Source organism: Alsobacter ponti (genome assembly GCF_024294805.1).
GTDB classification, from domain to species: domain Bacteria; phylum Pseudomonadota; class Alphaproteobacteria; order Rhizobiales; family Beijerinckiaceae; genus Alsobacter; species Alsobacter ponti.
Genome location: NZ_JANCLU010000012.1, coordinates 97,791 through 114,519 on the forward strand (window position 1 = coordinate 97,791; position 16,729 = coordinate 114,519).

19 protein-coding genes are annotated in these 16,729 nt (G+C 69.5%); all 19 read right to left on the minus strand.

Annotation, left to right across the window (positions count from 1 at the left end; genetic code table 11):
- Positions 1-21 precede the first annotated feature (21 nt).
- The 19 genes from NK718_RS13450 to NK718_RS13540 all read right to left on the minus strand — a co-directional run bounded on the left by NK718_RS13450 (position 22) and on the right by NK718_RS13540 (position 16,281).
- Positions 22-2,085: a patatin-like phospholipase family protein gene (locus tag NK718_RS13450; RefSeq protein ID WP_254743175.1), complete on the minus strand. Its 2,064-nt coding sequence runs from the start codon at positions 2,083-2,085 to the stop codon at positions 22-24.
- Positions 2,086-2,191: 106 nt separating this feature from the next.
- Positions 2,192-3,313 carry a type III secretion system export apparatus subunit SctU gene (gene sctU, locus NK718_RS13455; protein ID WP_254743178.1) on the minus strand — a complete coding sequence of 374 codons (1,122 nt, stop codon included), beginning with the start codon at positions 3,311-3,313 and terminating at the stop codon, positions 2,192-2,194.
- Positions 3,310-4,137: a type III secretion system export apparatus subunit SctT gene (gene sctT / locus NK718_RS13460; protein WP_254743181.1), complete on the minus strand. Its 828-nt coding sequence runs from the start codon at positions 4,135-4,137 to the stop codon at positions 3,310-3,312. Before sctT ends, sctU begins: the two co-directional genes overlap by 4 nt.
- On the minus strand, positions 4,137-4,403 hold the full coding sequence (gene sctS / locus NK718_RS13465; RefSeq protein ID WP_254743184.1) for a type III secretion system export apparatus subunit SctS: 267 nt from the start codon (positions 4,401-4,403) through the stop codon (positions 4,137-4,139). The genes sctT and sctS overlap by 1 nt, the downstream gene beginning before the upstream one ends.
- Before the next feature lie 9 nt (positions 4,404-4,412).
- The gene (gene sctR / locus NK718_RS13470; RefSeq protein ID WP_305883673.1) at positions 4,413-5,057 is read right to left on the minus strand and encodes a type III secretion system export apparatus subunit SctR; all 645 of its coding nucleotides are present in this window, start codon (positions 5,055-5,057) and stop codon (positions 4,413-4,415) included.
- Positions 5,058-5,062: 5 nt separating this feature from the next.
- Positions 5,063-6,061 carry a FliM/FliN family flagellar motor switch protein gene (locus tag NK718_RS13475; protein WP_254743186.1) on the minus strand — a complete coding sequence of 333 codons (999 nt, stop codon included), beginning with the start codon at positions 6,059-6,061 and terminating at the stop codon, positions 5,063-5,065.
- Positions 6,058-6,666 carry a hypothetical protein gene (locus NK718_RS13480; protein WP_254743189.1) on the minus strand — a complete coding sequence of 203 codons (609 nt, stop codon included), beginning with the start codon at positions 6,664-6,666 and terminating at the stop codon, positions 6,058-6,060. Before NK718_RS13480 ends, NK718_RS13475 begins: the two co-directional genes overlap by 4 nt.
- Positions 6,663-7,142 (minus strand): type III secretion system stalk subunit SctO, encoded by a 480-nt coding sequence (gene sctO, locus NK718_RS13485; protein WP_254743192.1) that lies wholly within the window; start codon positions 7,140-7,142, stop codon positions 6,663-6,665. Before sctO ends, NK718_RS13480 begins: the two co-directional genes overlap by 4 nt.
- Complete coding sequence (gene sctN, locus NK718_RS13490) at positions 7,139-8,506, minus strand: type III secretion system ATPase SctN (RefSeq protein WP_371877284.1); 1,368 nt, start codon at positions 8,504-8,506, stop codon at positions 7,139-7,141. The genes sctO and sctN overlap by 4 nt, the downstream gene beginning before the upstream one ends.
- Positions 8,503-9,138 (minus strand): type III secretion system stator protein SctL, encoded by a 636-nt coding sequence (gene sctL, locus NK718_RS13495; protein WP_254743195.1) that lies wholly within the window; start codon positions 9,136-9,138, stop codon positions 8,503-8,505. Before sctL ends, sctN begins: the two co-directional genes overlap by 4 nt.
- Positions 9,117-9,824, minus strand: coding sequence for a hypothetical protein (locus tag NK718_RS13500; RefSeq protein WP_254743198.1), 708 nt, complete (start codon positions 9,822-9,824; stop codon positions 9,117-9,119). Before NK718_RS13500 ends, sctL begins: the two co-directional genes overlap by 22 nt.
- Entirely contained in the window at positions 9,821-10,624 is an 804-nt protein-coding gene (gene sctJ, locus NK718_RS13505) for a type III secretion system inner membrane ring lipoprotein SctJ (RefSeq protein WP_254743201.1), read from the minus strand. The genes NK718_RS13500 and sctJ overlap by 4 nt, the downstream gene beginning before the upstream one ends.
- A 3-nt stretch (positions 10,625-10,627) precedes the next feature.
- The gene (gene sctI, locus NK718_RS13510) at positions 10,628-11,071 is read right to left on the minus strand and encodes a type III secretion system inner rod subunit SctI (protein WP_254743204.1); all 444 of its coding nucleotides are present in this window, start codon (positions 11,069-11,071) and stop codon (positions 10,628-10,630) included.
- A gap of 14 nt (positions 11,072-11,085) precedes the next feature.
- The gene (locus tag NK718_RS13515; RefSeq protein ID WP_254743207.1) at positions 11,086-11,451 is read right to left on the minus strand and encodes a type III secretion system chaperone family protein; all 366 of its coding nucleotides are present in this window, start codon (positions 11,449-11,451) and stop codon (positions 11,086-11,088) included.
- Positions 11,452-11,461: 10 nt separating this feature from the next.
- Positions 11,462-12,640, minus strand: a complete 1,179-nt coding sequence (locus tag NK718_RS13520; RefSeq protein WP_254743210.1) for an HrpJ domain-containing protein — start codon at positions 12,638-12,640, stop codon at positions 11,462-11,464.
- A 65-nt stretch (positions 12,641-12,705) separates the two neighbouring features.
- Positions 12,706-14,889: a secretin GspD/PilQ domain-containing protein gene (locus NK718_RS13525; protein ID WP_254743213.1), complete on the minus strand. Its 2,184-nt coding sequence runs from the start codon at positions 14,887-14,889 to the stop codon at positions 12,706-12,708.
- Between the two features lie 126 nt (positions 14,890-15,015).
- The gene (locus tag NK718_RS13530; protein WP_254743216.1) at positions 15,016-15,318 is read right to left on the minus strand and encodes an EscF/YscF/HrpA family type III secretion system needle major subunit; all 303 of its coding nucleotides are present in this window, start codon (positions 15,316-15,318) and stop codon (positions 15,016-15,018) included.
- 25 nt (positions 15,319-15,343) lie between these two features.
- The gene (locus tag NK718_RS13535; protein WP_254743219.1) at positions 15,344-15,568 is read right to left on the minus strand and encodes a hypothetical protein; all 225 of its coding nucleotides are present in this window, start codon (positions 15,566-15,568) and stop codon (positions 15,344-15,346) included.
- A complete protein-coding gene (locus tag NK718_RS13540) occupies positions 15,565-16,281 on the minus strand; it encodes a Crp/Fnr family transcriptional regulator (protein ID WP_254743222.1) in 717 nt (238 codons plus the stop codon). The genes NK718_RS13535 and NK718_RS13540 overlap by 4 nt, the downstream gene beginning before the upstream one ends.
- Positions 16,282-16,729: the final 448 nt, after the last annotated feature.

Below are 16,729 nucleotides of genomic sequence, written 5' to 3' on the forward strand. Positions count from 1 at the left end.
TGACTTGGGCTCGCCGGTGTCTCAAATCCCGGCTTTGGCGATCATGTCCTTCAACTTGGCGGCGAACGCCGCATGCTGATGCCGGCCGGTGCGGTCGGACTTGGTCGCGAAATGGTCGATCGCATAGCTCAGCGCCTGCTTGACCTGATCGGCGGTGACGGCGTCCCGCAAGTCGACGGCCACCTTGGCCAGGAGCTTGCCGCCCGATCCGTCGCCTTGCCTGTAGAGTTTCCTGATGAGCGGGCCGTCGCCCTTCAGGAGTTTGAAGGCGAGTTCTTGGCCGGCGATGTCGTTGCTCATGCGCGCCATGCTCGCCATGGCGGGGCTGTTGAACGCGCCTCCCGCCCGGCCGAGCGCGCCGAGCGCGGCGCCGGCGCCGTCCGGGTAATCTCGATGGGCCTCCCGCGCGATGTAGGCGAGGCGCTCGGGGTCGCCGGCGGATGCGCGGTCGAGTTGGGCGAGGAGGCCGGAGAGCCGCCCCCCCGGCTGCAGTTCCCTGCGCAGGTCGGCTTGCGAAGCGGCGCCGCCGAGTTCGGCGACCGCAACGTCGATCTCGTCCAGGATCGAGGACACGGAGTCGCGAAATGCGTCGATCTCCTGCGCGGCCTTGTCTCCGGACATGGCGAGGTTTGTCAGCTCCTCGCGGGTGAGGGCGTTCAACGCCGCCGAGAGGTTGGGCAACGTCGTCGTGCGCGGCGCCAGCTGGCGCTCCATCTGGCGGGTCATGCCCTGTTCCGCCATGGCGATGAGCGCCTGCTGGTCGGCATAATCCATCCTGAGCGCCAGCGTGCCCGCCAATCCGGAGTAGTCCTTGTGGGGAAGCTTCAACCCGACTTGGAAGACGCTTTGCGGATCGCCCGCGAGAAAGAGGTTCTTGCGGTAGATGCCGCGATCGAACTTCGCTCCGGCGATGAGGTTTTCCGCATTGGCGCCGTTCGGGCGCATGGTGGCGTCGCCCGCGAGCATGCGATCGAGATTTTCGTCCTCGAAGTCCACGACGCTGCGCTGGCCGTCGGGCAGGCCGCCCAGTTTCGGGCGGAACTCGGTGTTGTCGCTGGTGGGAAGGTTGTTGCGGATCCCGCCGTCCCTGAAGGTCAGTTCGCCGCGTCCGCGCACGTCGATCCTGACGGACTCGAAGACAGGCGGCAGCGCCGCCGAAGCGTGAATCGCGCGAGCCACGTCCAGTTCCGGCGTTGACCCGGCGTCGAACAAGAACTCCTGCGGCGCGAGCGTGCGGCCATGCGCCCTCTCGTTCACGATCGTGCCGGTGACGTGAAGGTTCTTGATGCCGGGGACGAAGGCCGAGAGGCGCTGCAGATCGCCGAACGTCACCCCCTCGCCGCCGGCCAATCTGGCGCGCAGGTCATCGACGAAGGCCTTCTGCTCGGCGGTGAACGCCGGTCCGGTTGTCTCCCTGGCGTCGATGCGGCTGAGCGCGGTGTCGCGCAGGCACCCGCGGACGAAGTTTTCGAACGCGATCGCCTTGTAGCCCGCGCCGCCCTGCCCAAGGGACTTGAGTGCGACAGTGATGCCGCTGGCGTTCACGCCGATCATCCCGGCGATGTCCGATGTCGCGGCCAGCTGCCGGAACTCTTCCGCGCTCATTCCGCAAGCCCAGCAGGCCGCCGTCAGGGAGCCGATGGAGGCGCCATAGACGTCCTTCATCGTCTCGCCGACGCCGGCCTTTTCCCAGGCTTCCAGCACGCCGGGAAGGGCGTTGCCCTTTCCGCCGCCACCCGCCACGTTGCCCTCGCGGATCGGCGGGGCGTGCCTGATGACCGTCACCCGGCCATCGTCGTGGCGACGGATGATGGGCAGGCCTCCGCCGGGATTGGGACGTGCGGAGCGCCAGGCCGTCTTGTCGGCCGACTGAGAGGACCGGGCTTCCGCCGTGCGGACGCCCGCCGGGCCGGCCGAATCCCGGCCGCCGCTGACCGCGCCGGAGCGAGCCCTGACCTCGGCGCCTCCTCGCGTGCGGCCGCCCTCCGATGTCGTGGAGGCCGACGGCGCATCCAGGCGCTGCGAGTCCGCGCCTCCGACGGGATGATAGCCCGCACGGCGCAATGGCTGGTCGATGTGTGTCATGGGCCCCCCCCGTGGTGATCCGCGGACTGTGCGTTCCACGTTAGGGGCGAAGCAGATGCGGCCCTGTGCTGAACGTGACAAACGCCACGCACTCCGGGCCTCGGCTTCAATTTCGGAGGTCGCTCCTGTGGTCGCCATCCTCGATGTCGAGCACGCCATGCCCGAGCGGCTGCTGGTACAGCCGGTCGCGGTGGCGTTCGACCCACGCCAGGATTTCGGCGACGGCCTGCAACCACTCGTCAGGGACCTCGCCCTGCGGCGTCGCGGCCGCGTAGAGACCGCGCGCCAGCTTCACGTGCCGGAACACCGGGACGCCAGCCTCCTCCGCCGCCGCGCGCAGGCGCACGGCGCGGTCTCCTCGGGCGCGGTCGATGACGAGGGGCAGTGGAACGTCCGGCGGCTCGTACAGGATCGCGACGGCGATGTGCGTGGGGTTGACCACCAGCGCGGTCGGCTTCTTCTGCGCGTGTCCGCCATCGCCCATGACGAGCTCGAAGGCGAGCTGGCGACGGTGACCTTTGACGTGGGGATCGCCCTCGCTCTCCTTGTACTCCCGCTTCACCTCGTCCTTGGTCATCATCAACTCCTTGGTGTGGGAGTAGCGCTGCCAGGCGAGGTCGGCCACGGCGACGACGATGAAGACGAGGGCGCTCGAGGCGAGGATTTGCGCCAGGGTGGCGGCCGTAATCCCGGCGAGGCAAGGCATGCCGCAGGGAAGCCCGACGACATAGGCGCCCATCGCTTCACGCACGATGCCGAACACCACGACGGCGAGCGCGGCGATCTTGAGCAGCGCCTTGAGGATCTCGACCAGCTGCTTCTTGGAGAAGATGCGCTTGAAGCCGCTGGCCGGGCTGATCTTGGACAAGGACGGGGTGATGCCCTGCAGGGCGAAGAGGCTGCCGATCTGCAGATAGTTGGCCGCGATGCCCACCACGATGGTCACCAGCAGTAGCGGCGCCAGGATCGAGACCGCCCCGCGGGCGACCGCCTCGATCGCGACGTTGGCCCGGGTGTGGAAGTCCTGGGCTCCGTCCGCCGCCACGGCGTCCAGCATCGAGACGATCGTCGTGACGGTGCCCGGGAACGTCACCCACACATACGCGACGACGCCGAGCAGGGAGGCCGTGGTCACGAGTTCCTGGCTGCGCGCCACCTGGCCCTTCGCGCGGGCGTCTCGCTCCTTCTTCGGGGTCGGGAGCTCCGTTTTCTCGCCGCCCTCGCTCACCGTGCCGGTCCTGGCGGCGAGCGGGCGTCGATGAGCCGGAAGTAACCGGCGATGGCTCCCTGCTGGTCGATGAGCTTGCGGGTGGCGAAGGGGAGCAGGTAGGAGCAGTAGAAGACGAGCATCAGGGCGGCGATGCCGGACTTGATCGGCATCGCCACGACGAAGACCTGGATCTGCGGCGCGAAACGGCTGACGAGCGCGAGCGCGAACTCGGCGATGAACATGGCGGCGACGATGGGGCCGGCCAGCAGCAGGATCATCGCCATGCCCGCGTCGAAGATTTGCAGGACGAGAGCCGGCGTCTCGGGCCCGAGGATCGGCATCGCGCGGCCCGCCGGCCAAAGCCGGAACGAGCCATAGGCGACGCCGAGCATGCCGAGGAAGGCGCCCGTCGCCATGATGTAGGTGACGAAGGCCTGCGAGAACAAGAGGCCCAGCGGCGAGGACTCCTGCCCCAGAAGGGGGTCGATGCTGGAGGCGATCGCGGCTCCGCGCTGGTTGTCGATCAGCGCGCCGGCGCCGCCCACTGTCCAGACGATCCATCCGATCAGGTAACCGAGCAGCAGCCCGATCGCGTAGTCCTTTCCGAAGTGCGCCGCCAGCAGGAACGGATGCCCCTTCAGCGCGGCCGCCGCCTCGAAATGGACGGGCGCGGCGGGGATGGCGAGCACGAACACCACGGCCGTGCGCGCCAGCCGCGGCACCGCGGTCGGCGCGAACACCTGAGAGCCGGCCAGGAAGCCGTAGAGCCGGGGCAGCGTGATGAGGAACGCCATCCACTCGCGGTCGAAGAGGGACAGGAGGGCGCGCACCGGCTCCAGCATCACATCATGCCCGGAAAGCCGTCGAACAGCTTGGTGGTGAAGGTGACCATTTCCGAGCCGAAGAAGCCGGCCATGGCGGCGATGGTGGCCCCGACCGCGATCAGCTTGATGGCGAAGGGAAGCGTCTGCTCCTGGATTTGCGTCAAGGCTTGCAGCAGGCCGACGATGAGGCCGACGGCCGACGCCACGATGATCGGCGGCATCGACAGGATCATGACGAGCATCATCGACTCGGACAGGTACTGGAGAGCCAGCTGCGGTGACATCGCCGCGCCTCAGGTGACGTAGGTCTTGACCAGCCCGAGGATCAGGCGGGACCAGCCATCGACAGTCACGAACAGGAAGAGCTTGAACGGCAGCGAGATGGTGAGCGGGCTGACCATCATCATCCCCATGGCGAGCAGCACGTTGGAGACGATGAGGTCGATCGCGATGAAGGGCAGGTAGAGAAGAAACCCGATCTGAAACGCCTCCCTCAACTGTGAGACCGTGAAGGCCGGCAACACCACCGCCAGACTGTCGCCCGTGAGCTTGGCCGAGAGTTCCGGCGGCCAGAGCGAGCGGGCCGCCTCCAGGAAGAAGGCCTTCTCGCGTGGCGCCGCGTGCGCGTTGAGGAAGGTGGTGAGGGGACGGCTGGCGCCCTCGTAGGCGGCGCGCAGGCCTTCGATGCTGGCGAAGTCCTGCGGTGTGGCCGTGAGGATGGTGATCGTTTCCGCGGCCACCGGGGTCATGATGTAGCCCGACAGGATGATCGCCAGCGCGTTGAGGGCCATGTTCGGAGGAATCTGCTGCACGCCGAGCGCGTTGCGGACGAGCAGAAACACCACGGACAGCTTGACGAACGACGAGGCCACGACCGCGAGGAACGGAAACAAGGCGGCCAGCGCCAGCACCAGGATGAGGTTCAGCGGATCGACCATGGCCGTCAGCGCCCGATCCGCACGATGCGCACGGCAAGGCGGTCGTCGATCCGCACGAGCGTGCCGTGCCCGACCACGAAATCGCCGGCCCGCAGGACGACGGCGTCGTGCTCCGCGATGTCCGGGGGAGCCAGCGGCACGATCGATCCCGGCGCGAGGCTTCCGATGTCCGAGACGGACAGGGTCGCCTGCCCGATGTCGCAATGCAGGGTGACGGGAAGGTCCGCCAGTGGATGGTTCGCGGTCTCGGACATGGCGTCGATGGTTCCCGTCGAAAAGAAGTGCGACTTGCGCGGCGCGAGGACCTCGCCGAGCGTTCCGTCCGCCGCGGTGGGGAGGCGATGTCCGCGCAGCCGCAGGAGCAAAGCCGGCGACTCGGCCGGGAGGACGATCACGTCGCCGGGTGCGAGAGCCCGCAGCTCGTGCAATGGAAGGTCGATGCCGCCGATCGACCAGTAGACCGGCTCGGTCATGGCCTCGGCGATGTGCCGGGACACGGCGCGGGGCTGGAGCGACGACTCGTCCAGCATGGCGACGAGGTCGGCTGCCGCGGCGCCGATCCGGAACGTGGCGCCGTCGGGTTCCGCCACATGCATCCAAAGCCGCGGCCTTCGCAGATCGGCCGCGAGGCCGCGCCAGTCTCCACGCGCGGCGATGCGCCATGGCGCGGCGGCAAGCCCGGGGAAGCGCTCGACGAGCCATGCCGCCTGGCCGAACTCGATGGCCGCCCGCAGGGGCTCGGGCAGCGCGGGAAGGTCGTCCTGTTCCAGGTCGAGCCCGAGGAGGCTGGTAAAGGGGAAGCTGTCGACCGCGAGCAGGATCGTCGCGCCCTGGCCGTCCCGCAATTGGACGCAGGACGCGCCGGCGGCGGGCTCGTCCAGGTCGAGCAGCCGCACGGGGCGGCCGGCCAGGCGAACATCGTCCGCCACGTGCGAGGCGAGCGCGTTGTGAAGCGCGACGGAGTCGGCCGTCAGGTCGAGTCGAGGGAAGACGGGGGCGGTCATGGAGCCTTGTCCTGGCCGGAATGACCGCCTTGCCCGGACAGGGCCGACACGGTGCGGAAGACGCGGACGCGCCGATGCAGCCGGTCGGCGAGCCGGCCTGCGAGGTCGCCCGCCAGCATGTCGAGCCCCGCCCAACCCGACGAGCCGGGATCCACCGTCACGTCGACCGCGTCCGGCGAGGCGGCGAGGGTGATCGCCAGGGGAGCCGGCCCGCCGGCGTCCACGGCGAGGCGGAGAGTTCGGGCGGCCGCGCGCCAGTCGCGCGCCTCTCCGGCGAGGCCGGCGTCGATGGCCGCCAGGACCTGGGCGACAAGGGGGGAGGGCGCCGCCGTGGACGGGCGTCCGGCTTGCGGCGGGGCGAAGGGCGAGAAGGGCATGGCCTGGCACAGCAGGACCGCGCCGACGCTGGAGTGTGGGCCGCCGGACAATGCCCCGGCTTCGGCCGCGGCGCCGACCCGGGCGGCGAAGGCCTCCCCCCTCTCGCGCCGAGCCGGATCGTCCCTGGCCGGACGGCCCGCCGCGACGCCGGGCTGCTCCGGCGGGCGACGGCCCTGCTCGGGAGCCTGCCCGTAATGGCCGGACAGGGCGGTGTCGGCGCGGGTCATGGCCTGGGTCCCCCGGCTTTGCTGAACAGGTCTTCGATTTCCAGGGCCTCGCTGTTCTCGGCCTCCGCCTCCAGTTGGACCTTCAGGTCGTCCACGAGGCTCACGTATTTGTCGCGCTTGCGCTGGGCCAGGAGATGCGCCTGCCTGGCCTCCTGGAGGGCCGCCTCGGTGCGATGGCGGCGCTGGTCGGCGCCGTCGCGCTCGTCGACGCGCTCCTGGTGCTCCCGGAAGATCGCCGCCACGGCGCCGCGAGCCTCATCGAGGTCGTCATGCGCGACGGTGCGCCCGAACATCGGCACGTAGACGGCGTGCTCGCGCCCCGGCAGGGCGAGACGACTCGTCTCGGCGGCGTCCCGCGCCGCGGCGAAGGCCCTCGCGGCCTCCTCCGCCTCCCGCCGACGGGCCGCCAACGCGCGCTGGGCCTGCTCTTCCTTGAGGCGCTTGACCTTCAGGAGCACGGCGAGCTGCTGCATCATGCGGTCACCCTCCGCATCGCGTCCAGGACCTCGTCGAAGGGCTGGAACTCGGTGGTGCGCTGGCGCAGGAACGCGTTGATCGCGTCCACCTTGGCCACGGCCTCGTCCGAACGGGGATCGCTGCCCTTCTTGTATTCGCCGACCTTGATGAGCAGTTCGATGTCGGCATAGGCGGCGAGCCAGGCGCCGATCTTGCGGGCCATGCCGGCATGCTCCGGGCTCACGATCTTGTCCATGACGCGGCTCTTGGAGAGCAGGACGTCGATGGCCGGATAGTGGCTGGCCGCCCCGAGCTTGCGCGACAGGACGATGTGCCCGTCCAGGATGGAGCGCGTTTCGTCAGCGACGGGCTCGTTCATGTCGTCGCCTTCCACCAGCACGGTGTAGAGCGCGGTGATCGATCCCACCTCGTTCATGCCCACGCGCTCCATGAGCTTGGGCAGGTTGGCGAATACCGAGGGAGGAAAGCCGCGGCGCGTCGGCGGCTCGCCCGCCGCCAGCCCGATCTCGCGCAGGGCGCGGGCGAAGCGAGTCACCGAGTCCATCAGGAACAGCACCTTGCGGCCCCGGTCGCGGAAGTACTCGGCGATGGCGGTGGCGACGAACGCCGCCTTCGCGCGCTCCATCGAGCTCTTGTCGGAGGTCGCCACCACCAGCACGGCGCGCTTCATGCCCTCCGGCCCGAGGTCGTGTTCGATGAACTCGCGCACCTCGCGGCCGCGCTCCCCGATCAGGGCCATCACGGTCACGTCGACCTCGGCGCCCTTCACGAGCATGGCAAGCAGGGTCGACTTGCCGCCGCCGGCGGCCGCGAACACGCCCATGCGTTGCCCTTCGCCGCAGGTCAGCATCCCGTCGATGGCGCGCACGCCGAGCGGCAGCACGGTGTCGATCACGCGTCGGCGCATGGGATCTGGCGGGGACTGGTAGACCGGGTACGTCGTCTCGGGCACGAAGCGGTCGTCCTTGCCGTCGATCATGCGCCCGAGGCCGTCCAGGACGCGTCCAAGCAGCCCGTCCCCGACGGCGACGGCCTGCACGCGCCCCGTCCGGCGCACCTGGGTGCGGGGCGAGACGCCTTGCGTCTCGCCGATCGGCGAGAGCAGGGCCTCGTCCTCGATGAAGCCGACGCATTCGGCCATCAGCGTGCTTTGTATGCCCGGCGTCGAGAGCGCGACGATCTCCCCCACCTGGATCCCGGGCACCGCGGCATGGATGATCGTTCCCACGACCTTGATGACCCGCCCCAGCAGAGGGAAGGGGGCGGTCTGCCCGACCCGCGCCGCGACGGCGTCCAGCGAGGCGGCCAGGCGGGCGGCGGCCTGTTCGCGGCGGCCGGCGACCAAGGCTTCGACGTCGCTCACGCGGTATCCTCCCCGGACGCGCCCGCCATGCCGCCGATCGCCGCCAGCAGCCTTTCGGTCTCCACGCCAAAGCGCGCCTCGATCCGGCCGATCGTCGATTCGACCAGGATCGCGTCCTCGCTCAGGTCGCCGTCGTCGATCACCTCGATCAGCTCGATGCGGGGGAACGAGGGCGCGAGGTCGGCGACCGCCGCGCGCACCGCGTCGCGCAGGTCCGCCCCGACGCGAACCTGCACGCGGGTCTCGCGGCGCATGCGCGAGAGCGCGCTCGCCACGATGGCGCGGGTGCGCTGCGCGTCGTCGAAGTCCGCGACCAGCTTGCGCACGCAATCCCGCACGATGTCGACGAGGCGGCCCTCGAGCGCCTCGATGGCGGCGTCGACACGGGCGCTTTGGGCCAGCAGCGCCGCGACGGCGTCGCGGTCGGCCTGCTCGCGGCCCTCCCGATAGCCGCGCTCGCGCTCCGCCGCGTGGGCGTCGAGCGCGTCCTGCTCGATGCGGCGGGCCTGCTCCCGGGCGGCCGCGACGATGCCTGTCGCCGCGTCGATCGCTGCGACCTCGTCGGCCCGCAGGACATGGGCGCCGGAGGCCAGTGCGAAACCGAGGGGCTTCAGCTCGTAGAGGCCGGCCATGGCGGGCACGTCCTTTCGATGAAGCGGGCGACGGCGGCGCACACCGGATGGGATGCGGGCCGGACCGGGCGCGCCAGGGCATTCCCCGTCGTCATGAGTGGCGTCAGCGCCGGCTCCACACCGGCGACGATGTCCGCCATTGCGCAGACTCCCAGCCCATCCATGCGCGACATGGCCTCGTCGATGTCCGATGTCGCCAGGGGATCGTCGATCCCCGAGAGGAAGTCGTGGCCGACGGTGCGCCGGGCGAGGGCCGCGCCGTGCGAGGCGGCGACGAACAGCGCGTCTCCCAGAACGGCGCGGGCCCGCTCGCGATCGGCGCGCGAGACGAGGCGTCGGAGCCGTTCATGGAGCAGGGCCGCCGCCAGCTGTCGCCGCACGGTCGCGGCGCCCGGCCCCTCCTGGCAGACGAACCGCAGGACGACGGCTCCCTCCGGGCTCCCGGCCAGAAGCGACAGGTCCACCTTGTCGATTCCGAGCCCGAAACCGGCATCGCTCATGGCGACCGCCCGCCTGATCGGGCGGCCGAAGCGGGTATCGGACGCCAGGGCCGCGAGGCGCGCCGCAGGCCCGCCGCCGGCCCGCAGCGCGGCGGCGGCGCGGCCGGGCGCGAGGCAGGCCGCGGCGAGGCAGGAGGCCGGAACGAGGGCGGACAGCGCGGCCGCGGGGTCGGGCCGGGGCGTCATGAGGGCTCAACCAGGGGAGCCGTCCCCGCCGACGCCGGCGGCGAGGCGGGGCTGCGCCGGCGCAGGACCGCGACAAGCGCGGACGTTCCGGCGGCAAGGATGGCGGAGAGCGCGGCCACAAGCCCCGCGAAGAGCCAGAAGCGCTCCTCGGTCCCGGCCTGCACGGCGAGGCCCGGCAGAACCTGCGTCACGCGCACCGTCTCGGTCGGCGTCTGGACCGCCGCGGCGGTGAGCACCACGGTGACGGCCGAATAGTCCAGGCCCTCGATGGCGCTGCTGACGAGCCGGCGAATCTGCGGCACGGCATAGTCGAGGTCGATGCCGGGCTGGTGCTTGATGAAGACGGCCGCCGAGGACGGCTTCGGCGCCTGGCCGAGTTGGGGCGCTTCGGGCTGGACGATGTGCACGCGGGCGCTGACGACGCCGTCGATCTGGCTCAGCGTTTTGCTGACTTCCTCCGCCAGGGCGTAGATGAAACGCACGCGCTCCTCGAAGGGCGATGACATGATGCCGCTCTTCTGGAAGACCTTCCCGAGCGAATCGTGCGAGGGCCGCGGCAGGCCGGTGTCCTTCAGCACCGCCATGGCGCGCACCATGTCCTTGCTGTCGACAGCGACAGTAAAGCCTTCCTTGCCGCGGGACTGCTTGGAGGCGGGGATGCCGCGAACGGAGAGCGCGGCCACTATCTCGTTGGCCTCCCCCTCGGTCAGGCTCGAATACAGATCGGCATCGCAGGCGCACAGCGCGAGCGCCAGTCCGGCGATGGCCAGGAACCTGGAAGGGCGGATGCGCTGCGACAAGGTTCACTGGCCTTTCATGAGCTGGTCGAAGGACTGGGTCGACTTGCCGATGAGCTTGGAGGTGATGTCCACCATCATGCTGAAGTTCATCATCTCGACCTGAGCCGCGAGCATCGTGCCCGTATCCATGGGTCCCGACGACAATGTCGCGCCAACCCGGGACATCTGGCGGTTGAACGATGTCCGCATGAGCTCCAGGCCGCTCAGGATCATGTCCCCCGGGGTTTGGGCCCCCTGGTCGACGGGCGCGACCGCCGCGGACGCAGGGGCGACCGGATTCGCCGCGGATCGATCGAGCTGCGCCAGAGCGCGCCCCTGCTCGGCGAGCGCGGCGCGAAACGTGTCCGCCCTCTGCTCGGCCGCCACGGGAGAGATGGCTGTCGACGCCGCAACGGCGGGCCTGGCGGCGGGAAGGAAGGCGACGGCATCGGGCAGCAGGTTCGACATGGGACCTCCAGGGATCAGCGGATGGATCGGCGCATGGTCAAAAGGCGGTCGACCGTCCCGACCAGATCGGGCAGGGACATCGGCCCTTCGCCCAGCCGCGTCGCGAGCATTCCGTTGCCGCGGTCGTCGCACGCCGCATGGACATGGATCAGCAGAGTTTCATCGAGTCCCGAGAGGCGCAGGAGACGTTCGGCAACGTCGCCCGGGCCAATGGGCCAGCTCAGACAGATGAGGAGACGTCCCGTCTCTTCCTCCGTCAGGACCAGGCGTCCCGAGGACTCGAAGTCGAACGCGACGCCGCCTTTGCCGGAACGAACGGAGGGCAGCCCCATCTGGGCGGCGAAGCCTTCGATGACCTCCGCCACGGGCGAGCTGAACATGGCGCGGTTCTCAACCGATAGAGGCGGCATGGCGGGCCTCTTCGGCTGCGACGAGTTCGTCGAGAAAAGCGAGAAGTTGGCCCGTTTGCTGAGCCCGCGCCGCCGGGCCGGGCGGTATCCCGTCCGGCAGCGCCGCATGAAGATCGCGCAGCCCGTTGCCCCACACCACGAGCCCAAGCGGTTCGTCGAGACGGGGGGGAAACAGGGAGCGCACATCGGCCCGGCTGACCGCGGGCTTGCTTGCGAAGGTCAGCAGGGCGGCGGTGGCGTCGGCAGCCGAGGGAAGGTCCGCGCCACGCACGCACCGTGCGGTGGTTCGCACAAGGCCTTCGGCCCCGTCGAGAACGGTGCGCATGCGCTTGAGATGACCGAGCTCCGTGAGGGTGGACTGGAGATGGCGCGAGTCGACGGAGGGCTCCGCCGCGCGCATGTCCCGGCCGGCGATCTCGATGAACAGGTCGATCACGTCCTCGATCCGGCGCAGTCCGTCCATCTTCCGCAGAGCTTCGAAAAGCCGGCCGGCGTCCGGGGTGTCGCGCAACATGGCGCGGTAGGCTTCGCGCACGCCGGCGGGATCCAGCTCCAGGCGAAGCGCGCCGTCGTGGGCGGGCTGGGCGGCGGCGAACCCGGCGCGCACCTCTCGCTGGAGTTCAGGCTCGTCGAACCGGCGGCGGGCATCGTCGAGGAGGTCCTGGAGGGCGGACTTCCCCGGATCGCTCTCGGCCTCGCGGCGCAGGGCCTCGAGAGCCGCGAATTGATGGGTGGGATCGGGGTCGTACTCCTGCAGGGCGGACAGCACGTCCTCGACGCTCGGCCCGCCTCCCGCCGACGATCCCCGGTCAAGAAGGTCCGCGAACTCCTCCATGCGCTCGACCAGCTCCTTGAGCTTGGCCTCGTCGGGCATGTCGGGCAGCTTGTCGAGATAGTCGGCGATCCGGGCGAGGGATTCCAGCGACGCTCCTTGTCCGGCGCGCACTTCCCGCTTCTTGAGTTCGTGACGATCGTGGCGATGGGCGACCGCTTCGCCCATTTCTTCCTGCATTTCGGAGAGCTTGGCGGAGTCGTCGGTGACTTCGACGCGCTCCCCCTGGTAGAGCCCCTGGAGGGCCGCGGCCACGGGGGCCGCCGCCGGCGTTTCGACGATCCGGGCGACGATGGCGCCACGGAGGGAATCGGCTGCATCGATCATGTGTTAGCCTCCCGCTGCCGGCCGGCCACCCGGGATGTCTAAAGATGCGAGCACGCGGTGGGTGGTCATCGCTTGCTCAGTCCTTGCATGGTCATGCGCAGGGTCGTGGTGATGTCGTCGAGCTCGTGCGAGCGCCGGGCGACGCGGGGGGTGATCAGCAGCAGGAGCTCCACGCGGGACGGGCGGTCTTGCGAGCTCTTGAACAGCGACCCCAGCAAGGGGACCGAACTGAGGCCCGCGACACCGGTTTCCTGCTGTTCGAGCTTGTCCTGCAGGAGGCCGCCGAGGACGGCCGTGTGTCCCGACTGGACCGCGATCTGCGATTGGACGTTGCGGGTGGAAATGACCGGCGTCTTGTTTCCCAGAAGGGCGGAATCCTGGGCCTTGCTGACGCTCTGCGAGATCGACAGGATCACGCTGTTGTCGGCGTTGATCCGTGGCGTCACCTCGAGCACGACGCCGGTGTCCTTCGTCTCGACTTCCTCCGTGACGGTCAGGGTCCCTGTGGCGCTCGACTGCTGCGTCCGCGAGGAGTAGGGGATCTGGTCGCCCACGACGAGCTTCGCCGTCTTGCCGTCGACGACGGAGAGATAGGGCGAGGAGACCACGCGAACCCGCGTGATTTCCCGCAGGGCCTTGATCACCGCGTCGATCTGATACCCGCCCAGCTCGCCGGTCACGCCGATCACGCCGCCAGCGCCGGTCACGTCCGGCTTGAGGTTGCCGTTCGATGACCTGACCAGGATGCCGTTGCCCTGCAGAAAAAACTGGACGCCCTGGCTCAACTGGTCGTTGATCTGGACCTCGATGATCGAGGCTTCGATCACGACCTGCGACTGCGGCACGTCCAGCCTGCGAACGATGTCGCGCATCCGGTTGAAGGTGGCGTAGCTCGAGGACACGAGCAGCGTGTTGTTGCGCGGGTCGGCGACCACCCGGACGGGCTGGTCCAGGACGGACGGGACGGCGGCGCCCAGTGGGCTGGCCGGCTCGAGCGCGGTGGCGGAGCCGGCCGCGTCGCGGGAGCGGGCAGGCGGGGTGAAGGTCACGGCCGACGCGTTGGCCGCCGTCGGCTCCTCGGTGTCGCCGAGGGGCGCCGCGGAAGGGGAGAAGCGCGCCACGGTGGCGGCCGCCGCCCCCCCGGAGCGCGCGGCGGCGCGGCCGCCCGCCTGCGCGGGCGCAGCCTCGCGGGGCGGACTGGAGGCTTGCGGCCCGGCCGCGAACAAAGCCTGAAGCTGGGGCGCGATGTCCTGGGGCTGCAGGTAGCGCAGCGCGATGACCCGCATGGTCACATCGTCGCCTCCGCCGGCATCCACCTGCGTGAGGAGACGGCGCGCGCCTTCCATATAGCTCGCGTCGCGGGCGACGATGAGGACCGCCTGCCGCTCGGGCAGCGGGCTTGCCGTGACCGCCTCCTCGCCCGCGGCCCCGGTGCGGTTGCGATAGATGAGGTTGATTTGCGCGGCGGCCTTTTCGGGCGAGGCGGTCCGCACCGGGACGATGGCGACCCGGTCGTCCCGCACAGCGGCTTCCGGGATCGCGTTCAGGAATTCCTCAGCTGCGCCGAGCAGTGAAACGGGGCCGCGCAGGAGCACGGTGTCCGGCGACCCCGTCGTCGAAACCTGCACCTCGACGGGCAACGCCTGGCGCGCGAAGGGAACGATGCCCGCCGCGCGCCCGCCGCGCAGGCGCACGAAACGCGATCCCGTCTCCCCCTCGGACGCCACGCGCGCCAGGACCTCGGGTCTGTCGATGTGGTAGAGATTGCCGGACAACTTCATGGCGTAGCCGTTGCGCGCCAGGACGTCGCGCACGACCTGCAGGAGATCGGCCTTCGCGATCGGCTCTTCCGTCCGAAGCGTGACGCTGCCGACCATGTCGTCGGGCGCAACGTAGTTCAAACCGAGCGACCCCTTCATCATCTGTCTGAGGAAGGCGGCCAGCGAGAGGCCGGACACGTTCACGGACACTCGCTCCTCGGGCGCGAAACCGCCGCCCGCCTGCGCGGCCTCGGCCATGTCCGCGGACCGCTGCTCCTCGGTGACCGACACGGAGACCCTGAGCTTCCCGGACCAGGCGGCGATCTGGCGCGGCGCCGCATTGCCCCGTTCGAAGGCGGGGCCCTGAAGGGTCTTCGGCACGGGTTCGCCGGTCCACAACGCCGGTTGCGCCAGGGACGGCCGGCATTCGGCCAAGGTGGCTTCGCCGCCCGTGCAATCCGGGGCAATGGTGCAGCCTGCGGCGGCCATGCCGATCACCGCGAGGACCGCGCCGATGAGCTTCGATGGCCGCCGCGCAATTGGCACGGAGCGGACGCGTTGCAAGGACACTATTGCACGACCAATCTCAGAGTCCGGGGGCAGCGGCGCATCGCCTCACGACACGTTGCGCGCGATGCTCTTGAGAGTGTCGGCGACGGACTTGAGCATGTTCGTGCGAAGGTTGCTGATGGCGGACCAGGTGTTGAGCGTCATCTGCATGGCGAACATCTTCTCGGTGTCCGACATGTTCGCGTTCTGCTCGAGGCCCCTGATCTGGTCCTCGGTCGTCTTCATCAGGTCGCGAAGGTAGGTCTGACGAAGGGCGAGGTCGAAGCCGTCGCCGTAGGTGAACGGTGACGGCGGGGCCGTCGTCGTGCCGGTCACGCCCGTATCGTAAACTGCCGTCGTGCTGGCCATGCTGCTGTCTCCGTGGCTGGTTGAGTCAACGTACGTTTCGAAGCGTCTCGCGGGCGGCGAGCAGGCCCTTGACGATGGCCTGCGCGGCCTCGAAATCGGCCCGGGGCAGTCCGATCGCCAGCAGGCGCTCATGGCGCGCGAGCGCCTCCCCGAGGCGCGCGAGGCTCTCGGCCCTGGCCCGCTGCCCGTCCGGCCCCGCCAGCGCGGCCTCGAGTTCGGTGAGCGGCTCGTAGTCGACGGGCGGAATCATTCCGACTCCAACGCAATCCCGGCCAGGCTTTCCGGATCGAGGATGGCGATCGTGCGCTCCGCGCAGGCGATCCATCCGCGGCGCTGCCAGGTGCCGAGAATTCTGTTGATGTTGCCACGCGCGCCGCGCGCCATGAGCCCCAGCTCGGTCTGGGTGATCTGCGGCGGGATCGCCTTGCAGCGCCGGTTGCCCACCACGGTATGCGTGCCGAGTTCATCGGCCAGGCGGAGCAGGGCCTGGGACAGGCGCGCCGGCAGGCTCTTCAGCGAAAGATAGCGCGTCGACTCGACATAGGAGCGATAGCGCCGCGCGACGGCGCGCGTGAGTTCGCGCTCCAGCGCCGGGGCGGCGGCCGCCAGCGTCCGCAGCCGCGCGACGGGCAGGCTGGCGACGAGCGTCTCGCCGACGGCGCTCGCCATCTCGCAGGTCTCCTGCTGGTCGAGAACCCCGAGTTCCCCGAACGTCGCTCCCGGAGGCACGAACGAGGCGACCACCAGCGTGCCGTCCTCCATCAGATGGGAGAGCCTCACGAGGCCGGACACGACCATGTGGACATGGGTGGCGACGTCGTCCTGGGCATAGATGATGGCGTTGTGTCCGAAGCGACGGCGCGGGGCGTCGCGCCACGGATCGACGGCCGAAGCGGCAACGCCAGTCGCCGAGCTTCGCACGAGAGTTCCCGCGGGCTCGAGCCTGCCGACAGCAGCGCTCATCGAAACACCTTCATCGAAATCAATCAAACAATGCGGGGACGATAGAGCGGCGTCCCCGTCGAGTCAGCAACAAAAATTGGACTAGGCGCATGATTAGAGTAAACAAACACAACTAATGCGGGAAATTGCGAGACGATGTGCAGATATCCCGCCGCTTGAAGTCGGGACTATTGAGTTAAATAGGCTTGATGAAGCGGTATCACGCGGACGGTGATGAAGGTCTGTGACTTGTAGCGTGCGTTACCGTACTCACCCGTCTTGCCGCCGCCCGAGCCAGGTCGCCGCGGCGGCTCCAATCATCGTGGAGCGGGTGGGCGAGGATCTGTCGAGGGCGCATCCGGGCGCGTCGGTCAAACACAACTGAACCGTCCGCCCGGTCGGATGCCGCTCATTTGGATAGCAAGCGATCGAACCTCACGTCGCGGCGCTGGCGATTCACGTTCCGTTC

Excerpts from the sequence above, each read along its gene's own strand:
- sctT (WP_254743181.1), bottom strand. The coding sequence starts at position 4,137 with ATGCTGGAGCCGGTGCGCGCCCTCCTGTCCCTCTTCGACCGCGAGTGG.
- NK718_RS13530 (WP_254743216.1), bottom strand. The coding sequence starts at position 15,318 with ATGGCCAGCACGACGGCAGTTTACGATACGGGCGTGACCGGCACGACG.
- NK718_RS13480 (WP_254743189.1), bottom strand. The coding sequence starts at position 6,666 with ATGACCCGCGCCGACACCGCCCTGTCCGGCCATTACGGGCAGGCTCCC.
- sctI (WP_254743204.1), bottom strand. The coding sequence starts at position 11,071 with ATGTCGAACCTGCTGCCCGATGCCGTCGCCTTCCTTCCCGCCGCCAGG.
- sctS (WP_254743184.1), bottom strand. The coding sequence starts at position 4,403 with ATGTCACCGCAGCTGGCTCTCCAGTACCTGTCCGAGTCGATGATGCTC.
- NK718_RS13475 (WP_254743186.1), bottom strand. The coding sequence starts at position 6,061 with ATGACCGCCCCCGTCTTCCCTCGACTCGACCTGACGGCCGACTCCGTC.
- sctL (WP_254743195.1), bottom strand. The coding sequence starts at position 9,138 with ATGGCCGGCCTCTACGAGCTGAAGCCCCTCGGTTTCGCACTGGCCTCC.
- NK718_RS13525 (WP_254743213.1), bottom strand. The coding sequence starts at position 14,889 with ATGGCCGCCGCAGGCTGCACCATTGCCCCGGATTGCACGGGCGGCGAA.
- sctR (WP_305883673.1), bottom strand. The coding sequence starts at position 5,057 with ATGGTCGATCCGCTGAACCTCATCCTGGTGCTGGCGCTGGCCGCCTTG.
- NK718_RS13515 (WP_254743207.1), bottom strand. The coding sequence starts at position 11,451 with ATGTTCAGCTCGCCCGTGGCGGAGGTCATCGAAGGCTTCGCCGCCCAG.
- NK718_RS13535 (WP_254743219.1), bottom strand. The coding sequence starts at position 15,568 with ATGATTCCGCCCGTCGACTACGAGCCGCTCACCGAACTCGAGGCCGCG.
- NK718_RS13450 (WP_254743175.1), bottom strand. The coding sequence starts at position 2,085 with ATGACACACATCGACCAGCCATTGCGCCGTGCGGGCTATCATCCCGTC.
- NK718_RS13520 (WP_254743210.1), bottom strand. The coding sequence starts at position 12,640 with ATGATCGATGCAGCCGATTCCCTCCGTGGCGCCATCGTCGCCCGGATC.
- NK718_RS13500 (WP_254743198.1), bottom strand. The coding sequence starts at position 9,824 with ATGACGCCCCGGCCCGACCCCGCGGCCGCGCTGTCCGCCCTCGTTCCG.
- sctO (WP_254743192.1), bottom strand. The coding sequence starts at position 7,142 with ATGATGCAGCAGCTCGCCGTGCTCCTGAAGGTCAAGCGCCTCAAGGAA.
- NK718_RS13540 (WP_254743222.1), bottom strand. The coding sequence starts at position 16,281 with ATGAGCGCTGCTGTCGGCAGGCTCGAGCCCGCGGGAACTCTCGTGCGA.